We start from the raw sequence: 22437 nt of genomic DNA on the forward strand, positions 1-22437 counted from the left end.
TCAGGAATTACCCCCGTGGGCCTTGATGAGCCCCAGTTGATCGAACGTGCCCGAAAGGAGGACGTCGAGAGCCGCCATGCCGTCCGCCGGCTCGATCGAGCCGGCCCCGGCCCTGTGCATGCGCTCCCGGTACTCCGGCGCGGCGACGACGCCGACGGTGCCCCAGTAACCCCAGTTCATGGTCTTGACGGGGAAGTCCAGCTCGCCGGCGAGCCGGTGGGCGTAGGCGTCCTCGAACACCGATCCCGCCACGTAGTTGCACTGCCCCGAGGACTTCAGGAAGGAGTTCATCGAGGAGAAGAAGAGGAGGAAGTCCAGGGGCTCTTCCCGGAAGACCTGGGCGAGTCGGACGCTCACGTCGACCTTGGCCGTGACCGCGGCGCGGAAGCGCTGCTCGTCCATGCGCTCCAGGCTCCGGTCGAGCAGCACGATCGCCGAGTGGACCACACCGTGAATGACCGGATGGGTCCGCTTGACGTCCTGGTACGCCCTCTCCAGCGCCGCCCTGTCGGTGGCGTCGGCCCGTACGTAGCGCGGTCGGGGGCCGAGCTCGCCCAGACGGCTCAGTTTCGCCCGGATCGACTCGTCCTCCTTCCTCCGCCCGATCCACACGACCTGTGCCCCGTGGGTACGGATCATGTGCTCGGTCCATGCCTCGCCGATGCCGCCCGCGCCGCCGATCACGACGTAGACGCCGCCCTGCCGGTACACCGTGCGCCGGGTGCGCTCCCCGGCGGTGTCTTGCACGGGCACGAGGCTCTGGCGGTACCAGCGGGCACGGCGGTACGCCCACACGCTGCCGCTCTCCCCGGCGGGCGGTGCGAACAGCTGCGCCACCGGCCAGTCGCGGTCCGGGTCGAGGTCGGCGAGGCCCACCGTCCAGGCCGGGTACTCCTTCGCCACCGAGCCGAGGAGTCCGTGCAGTCCGGCGTGGGCGGGGTCGGCCACGTCCGTGCGCCGGACCCGCAGGGCCCGCTCGGTCACGACCGTGACGTTGAGCGGACGGCGGCCGTATCCCAGCGTCAACAGCGCCTTCAGCGTGCGGAAGCAGGCGTACAGACCGGTCTCCTGCGCGTCCACCAGCGCGTCGTCCGCGGTGACGGCGCCAGCATCGGCGGCCGTCCGCCGGGGCGCCAGCCAGACGAGGTGCCCGAGGGCTTCGCCGGCGGCGTCGAGCTTCGCGGCGATGGTCCCGGTCGTGTCCGCGGGGTCCAGCGTCAGGTGTTCGGCACGGGGAAGGACGGTCCGGACACGCTCCCGCTGCTCCGCGGTGCCGCCGATCACGACGACCCGGCCGGACGGCAGCGCCACGTCCCCCGGCGCGCTCCGCGGGACCGCGTCCCAGACCGGCGCCAGCAGGATGTTCGTGCCGTCCGGGGCCTCGCCGCCGGGGCCGGGCTGCGCGTGGTCCTCCCCGGCGGTGGCGGGGTGCGGTGCCGGGAGGGACGCCTCGGGCCGTCCGGACTCCGGGGCGTCGCCGAACCAGCAGCGCTCACGCGCGAACGGGTACGTGGGCAGCGGGACCCGGCGGGGCCGCGTTGCCCCGGACAGCAGTGCCCAGTCGACGGGCGTTCCGCCGGTCCACGCCGCGGCCAGCCGCTCGGCCTCCGTCACCGACAGCGTGCCGTCCGCACCGGCCCGTGGCACGGCCCCGGGGCGGCCCGCCCGGTCCTTGCCGGCCAGGCCCGTGAAGACGCCGTCCCCGACTCCGTCATCGACGTACCGTGTCAGCTTCTCCAGCAGCTCTCCCGGCGTGCCGGCCACGACGGCCAGCCGCCGCGCCATGGCCTCCCTGCCCTGCTGCAGTGTGTGGGCGACGTCCGCCAGGGCCAGCGACGGGTGGGCGCGCAGGTGACCGGCGAGACGGGCGGCCGACGTCCTCAGCTGTTCCTCGCTCCTGGCCGACAGCACGAAGATCTGCGGGCCTCCGGCCGGCCGCTCCGCGGCATCCCGCGGAGGTTCCTCCACCACCAGGTGGGCGTTGGTACCGCTGAAGCCGAAGCCGCTGACCGCCGCGCGCCGCGGGACACCCGGCTCGGTCTTCCACGGGGAGAGCTCGGTGTTCACGCGGAACGGGGAGTTCTCGAAGTCGAAGTGCTCGTTGGGCCGTTCGAAGTGCAACGTGGGCACCAGCTGCTCGTTGCGCATGCACAGCAGGGCCTTCTGGATCGAGGCGATGCCGGCGGCGGCCGAGGTGTGGCCCAGGTTGCTCTTCACGGAGCCGATGGCGCAGTACCCGGTCTTGTCCGTGTGTTCCCGGTAGACCGTCGCGAGGGCCTCCAGCTCGATCGGGTCACCCAGCTTGGTTCCGGTGCCGTGCAGTTCGGCGTAGCCGATCCCGGCCGGGTCGATGCCGTACCGGTGGTAGACGTCGCGCTCCAGCTCCATCTGGCTCGCGCCGCTCGGCGCGGTGATGCCGTTGGTCCTCCCGTCCTGGTTGATACCCGAGCCGATGACCACGCCGTGGATGTGGTCACCGTCGCGGACGGCGTCGGCGAGACGCTTGAGGACGAGCGCGCCCACGCCCTCGCCGGGCACGAATCCGTTCGCACCGTTGTCGAAGGCCTTGCAGCGCCCGTCCGGCGACAGCATCCCCGCGCCGGACATGCCGAGGTAGGCGTCCAGGCTCAGATAGAGGGTGACGCCCCCGACGAGGGCCATGTCGATCTCGCCGCCGCGCAGGGCCTGCGTCGCCAGATGGGTGGCCACCAGAGAGGACGAGCACGCCGTGTCCAGGGCGATGGCCGGACCCTTGAGATCGAGGAAGTAGGCGATGCGCGCGGCCGTGATGGCATTGCTGCCGCTCGTGGCCGCCGCACTCGTTCCGCCGCCCTGCCGCTGCATGAGCATGCCGTACTCGCTGCTCATGATGCCGAGGTAGACACCGCACTTGCGGCCGCTCAGGGAACGGGGATCGTAGCCCGCGTCCTCGAACGCGTGGTACGCCTCCTGGAGGAACAGCCGCTGCTGCGGATCCATCGTCTCCGCCTCCGCGGGCGGGATGTTGAAGAACAGCGGGTCGAAGCTCTCGATGTCGTCGAGGCGCCCCAGCCACTTGCAGGTGACCTTGCCCTCCTGGTGGGGGCGCGGGTCGTAGTGGTCGACGACGCTCCACCGGGAGTCGGGCACCTCCTCCACGCAGTCACGGCCCTGCGCCAGGGTCTCCCAGTACTCGTCGAGGGTCGCGGACCCCGGATACCTGCCGGACATGCCCACCACGGCGATCGCACCGGCCGTGCGGGAATCCGCTCCCGGCGATTCCTCGGCGACGGACTCGGCGAACGTCGCCGGCACGACCGAGGACGCCGGCACGGCCGAGGGCGCCGGCACGACCGCCCTCGTCGGCTCCGGCACGGTGACCTCGGCCGGCCCGGCAGCGGGCTCCGGCACGGTGACTCCCGTCGGCCCGGCAGCGGGTTCGGTCACCTCACGAAAGGGACGCCCCTGAGGGGCGCCTCCTTTGGCCAGTTCCCCGGCGACATAGGCCGACAGCTCCACGACGGTGGGGTGGTCGTAGAGCCGGGTCACCGTCAGGTCCAGCCCGTACCGCTTGTTGATCGCCTTCATCCACTCGACGCCGACGATGGAGTCCAGGCCGATGTCGGTGAACTTCGTGTCCGGGTCGATCTCTTCCTCGAGCAGGAACAGGGCCTCGGCGAGGCTCGCCGTCAGCTCGCGGACGAGACTCTCCCGGTCCTGGACGGCGGGCCCCGGAACGGGCCGGCCGTGCTCCGGGGCGGGGCGGGGGGCGTCCTCCGTTCCGGTCTCCGGTGTCGCGTCTGGTGCGTCGGCTTCTCGGGACGGCTCTTCCGGCACCGGGAGTACCGGGACCGAGCCCGCCGGTGCCGGCCGTGCGGGGGCCGAACCGATCCCGGCGTCCAGGGGGGCCAGGCCGATACCGCGGGGCTTCGCCGCGATCCGGGGGGCCGGGGCGGGCGCCACCTGGACCGCCGCGTCGGCGGGCACCGCCGGCTCGGCCGGTTCGGCTGCCGTGACCGGGCCGCGGCCTGCCGTCACGGCAGCGGACCGGGCACCGTCGGCTGCCCAGAACCGCTTGCGGGCGAACGGATAAGCCGGCAGGGAGAGCCTGCGCGGCAGGCTGGTCGGGTAGTGACTGCGCCACGGCAGGTCGAGCCCATTGGTCCACAGTTCGAGCAGCTTGCCGAACTTCCCCTTGTCCACCCAGGCCGCGATGGTGCCTGCCATGTCCTCGTCCTCGGCAAGGACGGACACGACGTCCTGGGAGCGCCTGCCGCGGCCCCGGTGGGTACCGGCGTCGTCCTTGCCCTCGACGTAGTCGCCCAGCCGGGCCGTCAGCTCGGCCACCGAGCCGGCCAGGAACGCCAGCCGCTCGGCCATGTGCTCCCGGGCCACCTGGAGAGTGGCCGCGACGGCGGGCACGTCGGCGTCCTCGATCCGCTCCTCGCGCACCCAGTCCAGCAAGCGCCCGGCCTGCTCGCGCAGTTGCTCCTCGGTTCTCGCCGAGAGCACGATGACCGACCCCAGCGGCCACTGCGCCGGATCGTCGGCCGCCACGGGCCCGGCCGGTACGTACTCGCCCACGATGACGTGTGCGTTCGATCCGCCCGCCCCGAAGGACGAGATACCGGCGAGACGCGGGTACTCCCGGGGCCCGTCGGGTGTGTCGATCACCGGCCGCCGCCACTCCCCCGGCTCCCGCTGGACCCGGAAGGGCGTGCCCGTGAAGTCGATGTGCGGGTTGAGCGTCTCCGAGTGGAGCGAGGGCGCCAGCCGGCCGTGCGCGAGCTGCAGCAGCACCTTGGTGAAGGCGGAGATCCCCGCGGCGCTCTCGGCGTGTCCGATGTTGCTCTTGACCGAGCCGATCGCGCAGAACCCTCGGTCGTCGGTGTGGCGGGCGAACGCCTTGGCGAGGCCGGCGATCTCGATCGGGTCACCCAGTGAGGTTCCCGTGCCGTGCGCCTCGACGTAGCTGATGGTGCGGGCGTCGACCCCTGCCTTGTCGAGGGCACGGGCTACCACGTCAGCCTGGGCGTTCGGGTTGGGGACCGTGTAGCCGTTCGTGCGGCCGCCGTGGTTGACCGCCGTCGCCTTGATGACCCCGTGGATGCGGTCGTTGTCGGCGATGGCCCGGTCCAGCGGCTTCAGCATCACCGCCCCCACTCCCTCGGCGGGCACATAGCCGTCGCCGCCCTGGCCGAAGCTCTCGCAGCGGCCCGTACTGGACGCGAAGCCGGCCTGTCCCAGCAGGAGGTACTTCGCGGGGTGCAGGGACAGGTTGACACCACCGGCGACGGCGACCTCGCAGTCACCCGTCTGCAGGCTCTGGCAGGCGAGGTGGAGGGCCGTCAGGGACGAGGAACACATGGTCTTGACGGTGAGGCTCGGTCCCTGCCAGTCGCAGAAGTAGGAGACGCGGTTGGCGATGTTCGCGGCGTTGCCCGGCACCACCCTCCCGTCGGCGAGCGCCTGCTCGGTCGCCCCGTAGAGCTGGTACTCGTCGTACATCGCGCCCACGAACACCCCGACGTTGCCCCCGGCCCCGTCCGGAGAGGGCGCGGTGAGGTCGTGGCGCGTGTACCCGGCGTCCTGGAGCGTCTCGTAGACGCACTCCAGGAACAGGCGCTCCTGCGGGTCGGTGAACTCGGCCTCGCGCGGCGACATGTTGAAGAACAGCGGGTCGAACCGGTCGACGTCGTCGAGGAAGCCGCCCCACTTGGAGTTCGTCGTCCCCGGCCGCGAACGGTCCGCGTCGTAGTAGGCGCCGGCATCCCATCGATCCCGGGGGATCTCCGTGACGCAGTCCCGGCCCTCCCAGAGATTGCGCCAGAACGTCCGCAGGTCGGGGGCCTGCGGGTAGCGCCCGCTCATTCCGATGACGGCGATCTCCGTGCAGCGCGGCGCGGATCCGTGACCCTCCGTGCGGTGCGCCGGCCCGGCCGTGTCCACCGCCACCGCCCGTGCGGTGGCGGTGGACACGGCGGGCGGCTCCGCCGGTGCCGGGGGCGAGGGAACCTCGGCGGCCGGGACGGCCCCTCGCAGCTCTCGCAGCCGGTCCTCGTGGACCTCGGTGAAGTACCGGCTCAGCGCCTTGATGTCCCGGTACTCGAAGAACAGCGTCTTGGGCAGGAGCCCGAAGGACGCCTCCAGCCGGGCGGTGAGGTTGAGGGCCTGGATCGAGTCGATGCCGTAGCGCTCCAGGCTGCTGCCCGGCTCGATGCGCCGTGCGGGCACCTTCAGGACCTCCGACAGCAGCGTGGTGAGGTACGTGACGGTCCACTCGGCCAGTCCGTCGTCCCGGCCCGCCACCGGGGCGGCGGGGGTTGCGGTGTTCACGGGTGCCGTGGGTTCCCCGGCTTGCTGCATCGTCAGCGCCTTCCTTGTCCGGTCCGTGTGCCCAGCGGCGACGAGTACCTGGTGGTGGTTCGTGTGGAGGCAGCGGGTGAATGCCCGGACGCCCGCGTCGCGTTCCAGGGGTGAGATGCCGAAGCGGTCGCGCAGCACCGTCCTGGTGCCGGCGTCGGCGCCCATGCCGCCCTCGGCCCACAGCGGCCAGTTGATCGACAGGGTGCGGCCGGAGCGGTGTCCGTCGGCCACGAGACCCCGGCGGTACTCCGCGAACGCGTCCATGAACGCGTTCGCCGCCGCGTAGTCGGCCTGGCCGACGTTCCCCGTGACGGCGGCGCCGGAGGAGAAGGCCACGAAGAAGTCCAGATCGAGGTCCGCGGTCGCCTCGTCGAGGCTCACCAGGCCGCTCACCTTCGGTGCGAGCACCGCGCGGAACTCCCGTGCCGACTTCCTCAGGACGAAGTCGTCCTCGATCACCCCGGCACCGTGGACGATCCCGTGGATCGTCCCCGCCGTGCGCCGGACCCTGTCGACGAGGGCGGCGACCGCGCCGTGGTCGGTGACGTCGACCGGTTCGTAGGACACCTGCGCGCCCGACGCGCGGAGCCCTTCGAGGATCCGGCGCGACGGCTCCGTCTCCGGGGAACGGCCGACGAGGACGAGCCTGGCGTCCTTCACCTGCCGGGTGATCTCCTCCGCGAAGATGCGTCCGAGGCCGCCCAGGCCGCCGGTGATGAGGTAGACGCCGCCGGAACGCCACGGCGAGCCGGCGGAGCGCGCCGGGGACTCCTCGGCCCAGATGAGCACCTCACGCCCGTCCGGGCGGAGTCTCACGGTGGCGTCGACGGGACCGCGGCGCTCCCGCGCGAGAAGGCGGAGCCGTTCCGCGACCGGTGTCCCGTCGGCCATGACGACGACCTGGCCGGTGATCCGGGGGTTCTCCAGGGCCGCGGTCCTCAGCAGCGCCCCGAGCCCGGTCAGCACTCCTGACTCCGGCCGGTCGGTCAACAGGATCTGGAGGACGTAAGGGGTCTGCGTACCGTCACGCAGCAGCTGCTGGGTCCTGTCGAACACCTGTAACGCGTAGTCCGTGTAGCGCGCGTCCAGGGTGGCGGCCCGGGAGGTGAGGGTCACCACCTCGCAGTCCGGGTCCGCGGAGGCACCGCCCCCCAACGCCCCGTCCTCGGCGAAGACCACGGCCCGCCGCCCGACGGCGGGACCGGACGCGCGGGGCAGTGTCCTGCGCTGCCAGCGCGGGGAGGCCAACACCTCGCCGTCCGTGTGCGCGGCGGCTCCCCCGGGTGTCGCTCCCGGGTGCAGCGCGCGCACCGAGAGACCCCGTACGCGCACCCGGACGCGGCCGGCGTCGTCGCAGAGATCGAGATCGAAGGTACGGGTGGTGCTGCCCGCCGTGTCACGGGCGCCGGGCCGGCCCCAGACCCAGAGCGCTTCGCCCGGCGCGGCGAGCACCTCGACCCGGTCCACCCCGTACGGCACGAATGCCGCCCCTTCGGCATCCGGATCGCCGGTCATGAACGCCGCGCAGGTCTGCAGGGCCGCGTCCATCAGGCCCGGGGGCAGACAGCAGCCGGCCGCGTCGACGAGCGCCGCCTCGGGCAGCGCCAGACGAGCGAGCACCTGGGACTCCCCGAGGAGCAGGTGCTCGACCGCGCGGAACGAATCGCCGTAGGTGATCCCGGCGGACCGGAACGCGGGGTAGATCTCCGCCGCGTCCCACCGCCGTTCGCCGCATGCGGCCCGCAGTCGCGTGAGGTCCACGGAGGCGGGTGCCGCCTCGCACGGCCCCACCGAGCCCGTGCAGAGCACGGCGGCCCCGGAGCCGTCCCCGGCGGCGGAGATCCGGAAGCGGGCCCCGTCCGAGGAGTCGGGATGGAGCACCACGTCGAGGTCGCGCGGCTGGTCCTCGACGCGGAACGGCCGGATCCAGACCACGTCCGTGACGGCGAGTCCGGCGCTGTCCGCCACCGTCCCTCCCCTGGAGTCGGCCGCCGCCGCCAGCGCCATCTCCAGATACGCGGCGCCGGGCATCGTCCGCACCCCGTGCACCCGGTGGTCGTTCAGTACCGGCTCCTCGCCGGTGAAGGTGGAGCTGTAGCCCCGGCCTCCGGACGCGGAGGCACCGCGGTGCAGCAGCGGGTGGAGCACGGCGGCCGGAGGCGGTACGGACCCGGCCGGCGGCGGAGGACTCGCCGTCACCCAGTACCGCTCCCGGGCGAAGGGGTATGTGGGAAGGGGGATGCGGTAGGGCCTGTGCGGGGCGTGGAGCAGGGCCCAGTCGACGGCACGTCCGCCGGCCCAGACCTCCGCGACGCGGCGCCATGCGCGGGCGGCCACCAGCGAGCGGACCAGGTCCCGGTCCTCGTCGCTCTGCTCCTCCCAGCCGGGCGACTCCGGTGCCCGGCCGCGGAAGACCTCGACGCTGTCGTCCTCACCCAGATGGGTCCTCAGCCCCCGGGCCACCGCGTCGAGGGAGCCGGCGGTGAAGGCCAGCCGGCATTCCAGCGCCGCCCGCCCGACCTGGAGCGAGAAGGCCAGGTCGGCCAGGTCGAGCCGGGGCTGCTCCTCGACGAAGGCGAGGAGATCGCGTGCCCGGGCGTCCAACTGCCGTTCCGTCACTGCCGACAGGACGATCACGTCAGCCGATGCCCCGGCGTGTTCGGTCGTGTCACGCATGGCGATACTCCTCCAGCACCACGTGGGCGTTCGTTCCGCTGAATCCGAAGGAGCTGACGGCGGCCCGCCTCAGCTCGTGGCCGTTGCGTGCTTCCCAGAACTGGAGGTCCCTGCTGACGGTCAACGGGCAGTCGTCGGATTCCAGGAGCTCGTTGGGGGTCTCGACGTGGAGGGACGGCACGAGCAGGCCGTGGCGCAGGCCGAGCAGCACTTTGTGCACGCCGGCGATGCCGGCGGCGGCGGAGGTGTGCCCGATGTTGCTCTTCACCGAGCCGATCGCGCACGCCCTCGGGGCCACTCCCCGCTCACGGTAGACCGTGCTCAGGGCGTCCAGCTCGATCGCGTCCCCGAGCGTCGTCCCCGTACCGTGCGTCTCGACGTACCCGATGGACGCCGCGTCGATTCCGTGCCGGTCGTAGACCGTACGGAACAGTTCCATCTGGCTGTTGGCGCTGGGGGCGGTGATGCCGTTGGTCTTGCCGTCCTGGTTCGTCCCCGAGGCCAGCACCACACCGTGGATGTGATCGTGATCGGCTTCGGCGTCGCTCAGCCGCTTCAGCACCACGGCTCCCACGCCCTCGCCCGGCACGAAGCCGTCGGCTCCCTGGTCGAACGACCGGCACCGCCCCCGTGCCGACAGCATCCGTGCTCCCGACATCCTGACGTAGGTGCCCGGGAGCAGGTACAGGGACACACCTCCGACCAGGGCGACGTCGATCTCGCCGCTGGCCAGTGCCTGCTGGGCGAGGTGCAGTGCGACGAGGGAGGACGAACAGGCGGTGTCGAGGGCGATCGCCGGGCCCTTGAGGTTGAGGAAGTAGGCGATGCGCGCGGCGGCGATGGCGTTGCTGCTGCTGGTCGCGACGGTGTCTTCGCCGTCGTCGTTGCCGGACACGAGAAAGCTGTACTCGTTGCCGCTGATGCCCAGGTAGACACCGCACTTCGTCCTGCTCATCGATCCGGGGTCGTAGCCCGCGTCCTCGAACGCGCGGTACGCCTCCTGCAGGAACAGACGGTGCTGCGGGTCGATTCCTTCCGCCTCGGCCGGCGAGATGTTGAAGAACAGCGGGTCGAAGCAGTCCGCGTCCTGCAGGTAACCCATCGCGTCGCAATAGGTCTTGCCCTTCCGGCCGGGGCGGGGGTCGTAGTAGCGGGACATGTCCCAGCGGTCGGCGGGCACTTCCCGCACGGAGTCACGGCCGTCGCGGAGGTTGGTCCAGTACTGGCGGAGGTTCTCCGCGTCCGGGTAACGCCCGGACATTCCGACGACGGCCACGCGGTCTTCGCGGACGGCGGTGTCCGTGACGTCGTACGGGGTGTCTCCAGATGCCGGCAGCACCGGCTCGGGTTCCGGTTCCGGTTCGGATTCCGGTTCTGGTTCGGGAACCGGTTCCGGTTCGGGAACCGGCAGCGGTTCCGAGACCTGTAACGCCACCGGCGCCGGTGTCGGCACCGGCGCGGCCGCCGGCTCCGGGGACACCGCCGGGGAAGGAACCTCACCGGCCGGCATCTGCTGCTCCAGATGAGCAGCCAGCTCCATTACCGACGGATAGTCGTACAACCGCGTCGCCGTCAACGACGTGCCGTACGCCTTGTTGATCGACTTCACCCACTCCACCCCGATGATGGAGTCCAGACCCAACTCCACGAAATTGCGCCGCGGATCGACCTCGCTCACCGACAGGAACAACACCGCCGCGAGCCCCGCCCGCAACTCGTCCCGCAACACCCGCGAAGAACGGCCCGAAGCAGCCGCACGCACAGCCGGAGGGCCGTCGGGCCGCGGCGCGACAACCGGTGTCGGTGTCGGTGTCGGCACCGGCGCGGCCGCCGGCTCCGGGGACACCGTCGGGGAAGGAACCTCACCGGCCGGCATCTGCTGCTCCAGATGAGCAGCCAGCTCCATCACCGACGGATAGTCGTACAACCGCGTTGCCGTCAACGACGTGCCGTACGCCTTGTTGATCGACTTCACCCACTCCACCCCGATGATGGAGTCCAGACCCAACTCCACGAAATTGCGCCGCGGATCGACCTCGCTCACCGACAGGAACAACACCGCCGCGAGCCCCGCCCGCAACTCGTCCCGCAACACCCGCGAAGAACGGCCCGGCCCGTCGGCCCGGGGCGACCCGGCACCGGTCACGGCCGCCGGAGCGGGCGGCGCGGGTACCGGAGCGAGGGAGGGAACCGGGGGAACCGGCTGCCCCGCCCCCTCGCTCGTGTCGATCAGTACGACGTTCCCCGGCTTGCCGAGGGGAGCGGTGGCCGTCGGGACTGCCACCGCGCCCGGGTCCTGCAGACGGATCCGGTGCTTTCCGGGAGGGGCGCTCCGGGCGGCCTGTTTGGCCGGCTCCCGCGCCGGCGGCGCCGAGGGTACCGGGACGGGCTCCGGCGCGGTCGGCCGTGCCGCAGTACCACGCCCGTCGGTGGCCCAGTGCGTCGAGCGGGCGAAAGGATAACCGGGCAGCGAGACGATCCGTGGTGCGTCGTCCGTGAACAGCACCGACCAGTCCGGGACGGCGCCCCGGCAGTAGAGCTCGCCCAGGGCGTGGCACGCTTCCCGGTACCGCTCGGCCGGCACGCCCGGTGCCCGGAGCACGTCCAGCAGTGCGCGGGCCTGTACGTCCGACAGCGAACGGTCCTGGTCGCGGGGTGCTTCACCGCGTACGACCAGGGGATGATCCTGCCCGCTCCCCGCCGCGGCCAGCGCCGGGAGGACGTCCTCGACACCGCTGACGACGAGTGCGCAGCGGTGCGCGAAGTGCAGTCTGCCCTCGAGGAGCGTGTAGGCCGTGTCCCGCAGCCGCTGGTCGTCGAGCTCCCCCTGCGCGAGGGCGGACCGGAGCTCCTGGATGCGCCGCCGCAGTCCCTCCGGAGTCCGGGCGGACAGGAGCAGCGGCACCGCCGGGGCCCCGACTGCCGGGGCCGGGCGGGCGGGATCGGGGTAACTCTCCACCACCATGTGGACGTTGGTCCCGCTCATACCGAAGGAGCTGACCGCGCCGAGCCTCGTTCCCGTGGGGCCGGCCGGCCAGGCCCTGGTCACCTTGTTGACGTAGAAGGGGCTGTCCTCCCAGGCGATGTAGTCGCTGTCCTGGTCGCAGTGCAGACTGGCCGGGACGACGCCGTGGCGAACCGACTGGACGAGTGCGACCAGACCGACCAGACCGGAGGCGGCCAGGGTGTGACCGACCTGCGTCTTGGTGGAGGTCAGCGCGCAGAAGCCGGTCCTGTCCGTGCGTTCCCGGTACGCCTCGTTCAGCGCGTTCACCTCGACGGGGTCACCGAGTCGTGTTCCCGTGCCGTGCGCCACGATGTGCTCGATGCGCTCGGGGTCGATCCCGTGCCGCTCGTGGACCTGCCGGTAGAGCCGCGCCTGGGCCGCGCCGTTCGGAGCGGTGATGCCGTTGGTACGGCCGTCGTAGTTCATGCCGCTGCCGCGGATGACCGCCAGGACGCGGTCACCGTCGGCTTCCGCCCGGGACAGGCGCTTGAGGACGAGGGCGGGGACCGCCTCGCCGAGGACCATGCCGTCGGCCCGTTTGTCGAAGGCCCGGCAGACTCCGCTCTCGGAGAGCATGCCCGCCTTGTCCATCTCGGCGAGGCCGCGCGCGGTGGTCGCCAGGTTGACGGCGGCGACCACGGCGGTGTCGCATTCGCCGCCGCGCAGGCTCGCGCATGCCTGGTGCGCGGCCGTCAGGCCCGAGGAACAGGCCGTGTTGACGGCCAGCACCGGCCCCGAGAAGTCGAGGAGGTAGGCCAGGCGCGCGGCCATGATGGCCTCGTGCTGGGCGGTGATGCCGCCTTCTCCCCCGGTCAGGCCGGCGTAGTCGCCCTGTTCGGCGCCGACGAACATGCCGATCGTCCCGGCGCGCAGCCGCCGTTCGCCGTAGCCCGCGTCCTCCAGGGCGTGCCACGTCTCCTGGAGCAGCAGCCGCTGGCGCGGGTCCATGGTGCGCGCCTCGCGCGGCGATATCTCGAAGAACGCGGCGTCGAACTCCGCGACGCCCGGGACGAATCCGCAGCGGACGGCCTCCAGCCATGAGGCCTCCGGCCCCGCCCAGTCGGCCCGCCGGTCCGCGGGGACCGGCGACAGCGCGTCCTTCCCCCGCAGGAGGTTCTCCCAGAACTCGTCGACGGACCGGGCGGCGGGGAAACGGCCGCTCATCCCGATGACGGCGATCGGTTCCGGCCCCGCGTGCGCCGCCGGCCGCGGCGTCGCGGGGGCCGCGGTCCGGTCCTCGGCCGCGGTGACGGAAACCTGCGCCTCCGGTGCCACGGAGGACGCCGGCCCCGTGAAGGACGCCACGGCGGTGTCCGAGGCCCTGGTCCGCTCCGTGTGGTGCCGGCTCAGTGTCTCCCCGTGTTCCGCGATCAGGTGAGCGACCAGCTTCTCCGGGCTGGGGTGGGAGAAGAACACCGAGGGCAGCACGTCGATCGCGAGGCTTTCCCCAAGGACCCTGGCCAGCTTTGCCAGGCTGACGGAGTCGAACCCGAGCTCGGAGAAGTTCTCGTCGGCGTGGATGTCCTCGCGGGGCACCCTCAGCACGTCGACGATCGCCGTGCTGAGGGCCGAGAGCACCAGTGCCTCGGCGTCCATGTCGTCGCCGCCCTCCGTGTTCGTGGTTGCCGCCGGGCGGCTGACGGGTACGGCAGGGCGGAACTCGTGCCGTGACCCCGTCGGCGCGGGGCCGGCGTCCAACATGTCCCGTACGCGTGCCGGATCGCCGGCCATGACGATCCGCTGTGTCCCGCCCTCTCCCAGGAGGCGTTCGAAGAGCGTGAGACCCTCGGCTTCCTCCAGCAGACGCAGGCCGCTGGAGGACAGGTAGAGGTCGACGCCCGCCGTGTCCTCGAAGCCCATGCCGCCGCCGCTCCACAGGGGCCAGTTGACGGCGACCGTCGCGCCGGACGACGCCCCCTGGCGCACGCGCTCGTCGCGATGGCGTGCGTAGGACGTCTGGAAACGGTTGGCCACCGAGTAGGCGCAGCCGCCGAAGTCGCCGAGAACGGCCGAGGTCGACGAGAAGTGGCAGAGGAAGTCGAGAGGTTCCGCGGCGAGTACCTCGTCGAGCACGCGGGTGCCGTCCACCTTGGCGGAGAGCACGTCGCGGAAGGATTCGAGGTCAGCGGTGAGGAGCGAGCCGCGCTCGGCGACCCCGGCGGCATGGACGACACCGTGGAGCGGGCCGAAACGCTCGCGCGCCGCGGCCACCGCTTCTCCCATGGCTTGCCGGTCGGACACGTCGGCCTGCCGGTACAGCACCTCGCCGCCGAGCGACTCGATCCGGGCGATGTCGCGCCGTTTGCGGGAGTCGAGGGACGAACGGCCGGTCAGGACCAGACGTGCCGACCAGTTCCTGGCCAGGTGCTCGGCGAGGAGAAGACCCAGGCCACCGGTGCCCCCGGTGATCAGGTAGGTGCCGCGGGGTCTGAGGAGGTGCTTCCCGGAGGGGGCCGGACTCGGGAGGACCCGGCTGACGTGACGGGCACCGGCGCGGTACAGGGCGCTGCCGGACGTCGCGGCCGAGCACTCGGCCCACAGCCGTTCGAACCAGACGCCGCGGGGCGTCCTGCCGGGCAGGTCCTGGTGTTCCTCCAGGATCGCGGCGAACCGTACGGCGGGAAGCACCCGGTCGAGGGAGCGTTCGAAGCCGAGCCACGACTCGGCGTACGCCCGCCCGACGCCGTCGTGGAACTCTCCCGCCTGCAGGACGCGCCCCACCGGCAGCCCCGACGCCGCGATCGCCTGCAGCAGGTGCACGGTGGCGGTGTACGAGCCGGGCTCCGCCGCGTCGTCCAGGGACCACAGGTTCAGGACGGCGTCGACGGCGCCGTGCCGCGACCGGATGTCCTCGAGCACCCGCACGAGGTCGTCCGGGTTGCGGTGGTCGGCTTCGTAGGAGTGGTCGGAGACCCGGGTGAATCCCCGTCCCCGCGTGACGAACAGCAGGACTGCGGCGGGGTCGAGTCCGTGTGCGGTGCGCGCCAGCCCGGCGCGGTCCGCCGGACCGGGGCAGAGACAGACCAGGGTGCGCGGCGCATCCGCCCGGCGTGCGGCGGGCAGTGCCTCCGGCTCCCAGGACTCGGTGAACAGGAGGGCGGCCGGATTCCGGCCGTCACCGGTCACCGCGGGGGTGGGCGGCGCCTCCGTCCCGTGCCGGGCGCGGGCCGCGGCCGAGCGCGTGGTGTCGATCCAGTAGCGGTTCCTGGCGAAGGGGTAGGAGGGCAGGTCGATGCGGGCCGGGCACCTGCTCCCGTGCAGGGAGTGCCAGTCGACGGTGGCGCCCTGCGCCCAGAGCGCCAGCAGTCCCGCGAGGTCCCGCCGGGTGAGCGCTTCGGCCACGCCCGTGCCGTCGGCCGACGCGCGTGCCCTACCGCGGACGCACCCTTCGGCGTCCTCGGCGCCGTCGGCGAACTCCCGCAGACGGGTGGCCAGTTCCGGCATGGCGGTCACGACCGTGCCGAGCCGTTCGCGCATGGCCTCGCGCCCCACCTGGAGGGTGTGCGCGAGCGCGGGCAGGTCACCGGTCGAGAGGTTCTTCCGCTCGATCCAGTCCGCGAGTTGCGCCGCCTTCTGTCGCAGGCGCTCGGTGGTGCGGGCGGACAGGACGACCGGAACGGGTCCGTGCGAGGCGGCGGCGGGGTCCGGCAGGTCGTCCGGCTTCGGCCGGTACTCCTCCAGGACCAGGTGCGCGTTGGTGCCGCCCGCCCCGAAGGAGGAGATGCCGGCGGTCCGCGGGAGCTCGCGCTCCTCTCCGTCGACGGTGACGAGCGGACGTGTCCAGTCGGCGAGTGTCTGCGGGACCGTGAAAGGCGTGCTGCCGAAGTCGATGTGGGGGTTCAGCCGGGTGGAGTGGAGCGAGGGGGCGATCTTGCCGTGCCGCATCTGGAGCAGCACCTTGGTGAGCCCGGAGATTCCGGCGGCGCTCTCGGCGTGGCCGATGTTGCTCTTGACCGATCCGATCGCGCAGCGCCGGCCGTCGCGCGCGTGCTCGCCGAAGGCACGGGTGAGTCCGGCGACCTCGATGGGGTCGCCGAGTGCGGTTCCGGTGCCGTGCGCCTCGATGTAGCCGACCGTCGCCGGGTCGATCCCGGCCTGTCGCCAGGCGTCGGTGATCACGCGGGCCTGGGTGGCGGGGCTGGGCACGGAGTAACCGTTCGTCCGTCCGCCGTGGTTGACGGCGACGCCCCGGATGACCCCGTGGATGTGGTCCCCGTCCCGGACCGCCCGTTCCAGTGGCTTCAGCAGGACGGCGCCCACGCCTTCACCCGGTACGTATCCGTCGCCCCCCTCACCGAAGCTTTCGCACCGGCCCGTGCTGGAAACGAATCGGCTCCGGCCGAGGAGCAGGTACTTGTTGGGGTGCACCGACACGTTGACCCCGCCGGCGATCGCCATGTCGCAGGCACCGGACCGGATGCTCTGACACGCCAGGTGGACGGCGGTCAGCGAAGAGGAGCACATGGTGTCGACGCTCAGGCTCGGGCCGTGGAAGTCGAAGCAGTACGAGACGCGGTTGGCGACGGCCGAGATGTTCCCGGACACGGTCACCGGATTGCCGAGGATCTGCTCCTGGGCTCCGTACAGCTGGTATTCCGCGTACATCACGCCGACGTAGACGCCGATGGCGGGCGCACGGCCGGAGTCCACCGGCGCCTTCAGACGGTCCGGGGTGTATCCGGCGTCCTCGACGGTCTCGTGTACGCACTGGAGGAACAGGCGCTCCTGAGGATCCATCGTCTCGGCCTCGGCGGGCGAGATGTTGAAGAACAGCGGGTCGAACTCGTCGACGCCGTCCACGAATCCGCCCCACCTGCTGTACGTCTTGCCGGGCGCGTCCGGGTCCGGGTCGAAGTACGCCCGGTGGTCCCACCGGTCGGCCGGTATGTCGGTGACGCAGTCGCGTCCGGCGGCGAGATTCGCCCAGAACTCGTCCACGGAGCGGGCCTTGGGGTAGCGCCCGGCGAGTCCGATGATCGCGATGTCCAGCCCCTCCCGCCCGGGTTGAGCGGGCCCGGCGCCGGACGCCGGGGCTGAGGACGGCTCGGCCTTCCGTGCCGACCACCTCGTCGACGCCAGGGGTTTGCGTCGCAGGGGGCCCGTGGCACGGGCACCGCCACGGGGGGTGGGCGCATCCGCGGCGGGGGTGCCGGCGGCCGCGTCCGCAGTGCTCTCCCCGAGGAGAGCGGCCACCTCGGAACGCCGGGTGGCGACCAGGTGCCGGGCCAGTTCGCGGGGCGTGCCGAACTCGAAGAAGAGGGTGGTGGGCAGCGCCCCGAGGGCCGCCTCCATCCGCGCCGTCATCGCCATCGCCATGACCGAGTCGAGGCCGAAGCTCTCGAAGGCCGCCCGGGCGTCGACGCGGGCGAGGGGGAGCTTGGTGACCTCGGACAGAAGGCGCTCGAGGTACTCGCTCGCCCTCTCCTCGAGCAGGTCACTGTCGTAGTGCGTCACGAGTCCGTCCCATCGGTGGAGAAGGCGGGCAGCTTCCGCTGCGTCGGGCCCGGGGTCTTTCCCCGGGGGCGGTCGGCGGGAGGAGCCGGAACCCTCACCCGGCTGTGCCCGGAGCTCAGGATCCGGTGGAGGTCCCCCGTCTCCGCCGGGTCCGTCGGGCCCTCGTCCCCCAGTGGCCACAGAACGGACTGGCTGTGACCGAACCGCTCGCCTTGGGCGACGAGGTCCCGCCGGTACCGCGTGTAGGCGTTCAGGAAGGCGTGGGCGGCGGCTCCGTCGACCCGGCCGACGCCACCGTCCTCCCCACAGGGGGAGGAGAACGTCACGAAGAAGTCCAGCGGGAGCGACCGGGTCGCGGCGTCCAGGTTCACCACACCGGCCGCCGTCGCGGCCAGGCCGTCGCGGAAGCCGCGGTCCGAGGTGTCGGCGATGAGCGCGCCGTCGGCGGCCCCGGCAGCGTGGATGACACCGTCGATCGCCCCGTGGCGCTCCAGGATCCGCGCGATGAGCGCGTCCGTCTCGGAGGGGCTGGAGATGTCGGCTCGCTCATGGCGCACCGTGCCGACGGCGGCAGGCTTCCGCGACACCTCGAGGGAGTCGGGGTCCAGCGGGGAGCGGCCGGCGAGGATGACGGTGGCGTTCCCCGTCTGTGCGGCGATCTCCCGCGCGACCGCATGTGCGAGCGCGCCCGCCCCGCCCGTGACGAGATAGACGCCGTTCTCCTTCCACGGCGGTGTGTCAGGGCCGCCGGGGGCCCGGTACTCGGCCCAGACCGGTACCTCGCGGCGGCCTTCGACGTAGCGTACGAGCGTCTCCTCGGGGCAGCCGAGGTTCTCGCGGACCCGCAGCGCTGCGCGCTCGGGGGTGTCCGTCCGGTCCAGCACGACGACCTGGCCGGTGACGGCCGGGTTCTCGAGACCGGCCGTCCTGAGGACGGCCGCGAGTCCGCTCAGCAGCGTCGCGTCGGGCGTTCCGGGAACCACCAGCTGGACATGGTGCCGGCCGGTGGCTTCGCGCGCGAGGGAGCGCAGGTGTCCCAGAACCTGCACGGCGTAAGCGGTGTACCGGGCCTCCGGTGTCTTCTCCTCGCTGGTCAGGAGGAGCACATCGGCGGCGTCGCCCCGCAGGAGGGGCTCGAGTCCGGGCAGTCCGGCGAGCAGCACGGTCGGGCGAGCGGCGGGGAGTCCGTGCGGCCGGCCGGGTGCGGGGCGGACCTGCCACCGCTCGCTCAGCAGGAGCGGCTGTCCGGCGGGGGCCTCCGTCACCCCGGCCGCGGGAGTGCCGCCGTCCACCCCGGCGGTACCGGACCCGTCGATCGAGAGTCCGCCGATCCGGACGCGGACCCGGCCCTGCTCGTCGGCCAGGTCGAGGTCGAAGCCGGGGACCGGCGCGTGTCCGGCCCGCTGTGCGCAGGGACGGACCCAGGCCCACATCGAGGGCGTGCAGGCGTCGAGAACGAGGACTTCCTCGATGGAGCGGACGACCGGGGGGTCACCGCCGTCGGACGTCCGCTGCCGTCCGGGCCCGCTGAGGGCGTCGGAGCATGCCCGCACCGCGGCGTCGAGCAGGCCGGGGTGCAGCACGAGACCGTCCTCCGTGTCGCGCGCGGGGTCCGGCAGCACCAGCCGGACGAGGGCCTGCCCGTGTCCGGTCCAAACGGTTCGGACGGCACGGTGGCGCCCGTCGTCCCTGGTGGCCGGTTCCGGTGTCCCGCAGTTCCTGCGCAGGGCGGGCAGGTCGAGCACGGTCTCCTCGGCTCCTTCTGCGAAGTAGAGGACGCCCGCGCCGTGTTCGACGGCGTCGGGGCCGCCGTCCCCGCCCGGCGGTGTGCTCGTGATCCGGAAGCGGATGTCGCCGTCGTCCTGCGGTCGCAGCCCGATGTGCACCTCGCGGTGCCCGTCGCCCGGGTCGAGTGGCTGCGCGAACACGATGTCGCGCAGCACGACGGGCGCCGAGGGGTCGACGACGGCTCGGCTGCTGAGGCAGCTCGCGGCCACGGCCATCTCCAGGAAGGCCGCGCCGGGCACCGGCTGGGCGGCGCGTCCGCCGAGGAAGGGCTCGTCTCCGGTCAAGTGGGAGGTGAAGCGCTGCTCGGTGAAGTCGGACGTGTTGACCTGCGCGAGCGGATGCAGCGGCGCGGGTCCACCCGGCCCGGTCCGCCCGGCGGCGGGGAGCCCGTCGAAGGCGGAGTACCGCTCGGCCGCGAAGGGGTAGGTCGGCAGCGCGACCCGTCGTGGAGCCACGGTGCCGTGAAGGGACCGCCAGTTCACGGGCACACCGCTGACCCACAGTTCGAGGAGCTTGTCGTACTTCCCCTTCTCCGCCCACGCCGCGATCATCACGTCGAGGTCGGAGTCAGGCGCGAACAGGGTCAGTGTGCGGGCGGCGTCGTTGACCGAACCCCGGACGATCTCACCGCCCGCGAAGTCGTCGGCCAGGAACCGGCCGAGCCGGTGAACCAGGTCGGACACGGAGTGGGCGACGACACCCAGTCGTTCCTCCCTCGCCTCGCGGCCGACCTGCAGGGTGTGGGCGATGTCCGCGAGGGCGAGGTCCGCGTGTTCGGGGCGGCCCAGCCACTCCACCAGCTGCTCGGCCCGAGCCCTCAGCTGCTCGGTCGTGCGGGCGGACAGCGGTATCACGGCCCGCGGGTCGCCGCCGGCCGGTGCGGGCCGGGGCGGGCTGTCGGGGAGGTACTCGGCCATCACGACGTGCACGTTGGAGCCGCCCGCTCCGAATGCGGACACACCCGCGACGCGCGGCAGCACGCCACGCGTGCCGTCGTCCGCCACGGGGGCCGGCCAGTCGGCGAGCTCCCGCTGCACCACGAACGGGGTCTGCTCGAAGTCGATGTGGGGGTTGAGCGTCGAGGCGTGCAGGGACGGAGCCAGCAGGCCGTGCCGGAGCTGGAGCAGGACCTTGGTGATGCCGGCGATGCCGGCCGCGCTCTCGGCGTGCCCGATGCTGCTCTTCACCGAGCCGATCGCGCAGAACCCCCGGTCGTCGGTGTAGGGCCCGAACGCCTTGCACAGGCCGGCGATCTCGATCGGGTCGCCCAGGGAGGTGCCGACGCTGTTGGCGTCGACGTAGCTCACGTCCCGGGCGTCCACACCCGCCCGCCTCAGGGCCTCGCCGATGACCTCGGCCTGCCCCACCGGTTCCGGCACCGAGTAACCGCTCGTCCTGCCGCGGTGGTTGGCGGCGGTGCCCTTGATGACTCCGTAGATCCGGTCGCCGTCGGCGACGGCGCGTGCCAGCGGCTTGAGGAGGATCGCGCCCACGCCCTCCCCCGGCGCGTATCCGTCGCCTCCGGCGCCGAAGCTGGCGCAGCGTCCGTCGCTCGACGCGAGACGGCCCTGGCTGAGGAGCAGGTACTTGTTCGGGTGCAGCGAGAGATTCACCCCGCCGGCGACCGCCGTGTCGCAGTCGCCCGACTCCAGGCTCCGGCAGGCCAGATGCACGGCCATCAGCGACGACGAGCACATCGTGTCGACGCTCATGCTGGGGCCGTGGAAGTCGAACACGTGGGACACCCGGTTCGCGACGGACGCGGAACTGCCCGAGACGACCGGTGCCGTGCCGGTGTCCTGCGCCAGGGCGCCGTGGAGCTGGTACTCCTGGTACATCACCCCGACGAAGACACCCACGCGGCCGTCGAGGAGGTTCCCGGTACGGTCCTTGCCCGTGTTCCGGACGTACCCGGCGTCCTCCAGAGTCTCGTGCACGCACTGGAGGAACAGCCGCTCCTGCGGGTCCATGATCTCCGCCTCGCGCGGGGAGATGTTGAAGAACTGCGGGTCGAAGTCGTAGGCGCCGTCCAGGAATCCGCCCCACTTGGTGTAGGACCTGCCCGGTGTCCCCTTGCGCGGGTCGAAGAAGCGCCCGTGGTCCCAGCGGTCGCCCGGGATCTCGGTGACGCAGTCCTTGCCGGCGGCGAGGTTCTGCCAGAACTCCCGCACGTCGCGCGCCTGGGGGTAGCGGCCCGCCAGTCCGATGATCGCCGTATCGCCGGTTGCCGTGACCGGGGCCGGTCCGGCGCCGCGTCCCGCCGGAGCGGCGGCGGACACGTGCCGGGTCCGCTCCGTCCAGGGGACGGGCCGCTCGGAGGCGCCCGGAGCGACGGCCGGGATCCGCCGGGCCCCGCCTCCCGGGGGAAGGAGCTGCACGACCTCCCGGGGGCGGGTCTCCAGGAGGTGTCGGGTCAGCGCGGTGATGGTCCGGTGCTCGAAGAACAGGGTCTTCGGGAGCGGGCCGAAGACTTCCTCGAGGGTGCGGGTCATCTCCATCGTCATGACGGAGTCGACGCCGTAGTCCTCCAGGGGTGCCTCGGCGTCGATCCTGTCGGCGGGCAGGTCGATGACCGATGCGAGGAGCCGCTTGAAGTACGCCACGGCCTGCTGCGCGGTGGTCTCGTCGAGCCCTTCCGCGAGCGGGGGCGCCCCGTTCCCGTCCGGGTCCTGAGCCGCGGCGTCCGGCGAGGGTGCGGGCCGGGGCGCCGGACCGTCGACGAGAAGCCCGGCGAGCAGCGTCCGCGCGATCCTCCGGCGGTCGCCCGAGACCACCATCACCTGGTCGGACTGTGACTCCAGGGCAAGGTACAGGGCGCGCAGCCCTTCCTCGTCCCGCAGTGGAACGAGCCCGAAGCGGTCCCGCAGCGAACGCTCGGTCGCCGCGTCGACGCCCATCCCGCCGTCGGCCCACAGGGGCCAGGCGACCGACAGGGTCCTCCCCCGCCGCTCGCCCCGGGCCATCAGGGTGTTGCGGTGCGCCGCGAAGGCGTCCATGAACGCGTTCGCGGCCGCGTAGTCGGCCTGCCCGACATTGCCCAGGGCCCCCGCGACCGAGGAGAAGGCGACCAGGAAGTCGAGGTCCGCGTCCTGCGTGGCCTCGTCCAGGTGCACCAGTCCGGCGACCTTGGGCGCCAGCACCCGGGCGAACTCGTCCGCGTCCTTCCT

3 protein-coding genes (1 of these 3 only partly in view) are annotated in these 22437 nt (G+C 72.4%); all 3 read right to left on the bottom strand.

Annotation, left to right across the window (positions count from 1 at the left end; translation table 11 throughout):
- Tightly spaced (each overlapping or abutting the next), the 3 genes in view from CNQ36_RS00315 to CNQ36_RS00325 form a layout consistent with a single transcriptional unit that may run on beyond the window.
- The gene (locus CNQ36_RS00315; RefSeq protein WP_121544434.1) at positions 1–9021 is read right to left on the bottom strand and encodes an SDR family NAD(P)-dependent oxidoreductase; all 9021 of its coding nucleotides are present in this window, start codon (positions 9019–9021) and stop codon (positions 1–3) included.
- Positions 9014–17482 (bottom strand): SDR family NAD(P)-dependent oxidoreductase, encoded by an 8469-nt coding sequence (locus CNQ36_RS00320; RefSeq protein ID WP_163013162.1) that lies wholly within the window; start codon positions 17480–17482, stop codon positions 9014–9016. Before CNQ36_RS00320 ends, CNQ36_RS00315 begins: the two co-directional genes overlap by 8 nt.
- Positions 17479–22437, bottom strand: the end of a protein-coding gene (locus CNQ36_RS00325) for an SDR family NAD(P)-dependent oxidoreductase (protein WP_121544436.1). The gene runs 8634 nt beyond the window's last position; only the last 4959 of its 13593 coding nucleotides appear in the window; its start codon lies beyond the right edge, outside the window; its stop codon occupies positions 17479–17481. The genes CNQ36_RS00320 and CNQ36_RS00325 overlap by 4 nt, the downstream gene beginning before the upstream one ends.

The organism is Streptomyces fungicidicus (genome assembly GCF_003665435.1).
GTDB classification, from domain to species: Bacteria; Actinomycetota; Actinomycetes; order Streptomycetales; family Streptomycetaceae; genus Streptomyces; species Streptomyces fungicidicus.

Excerpts from the sequence above, each read along its gene's own strand:
- CNQ36_RS00315 (WP_121544434.1), bottom strand. The coding sequence starts at position 9,021 with ATGCGTGACACGACCGAACACGCCGGGGCATCGGCTGACGTGATCGTC.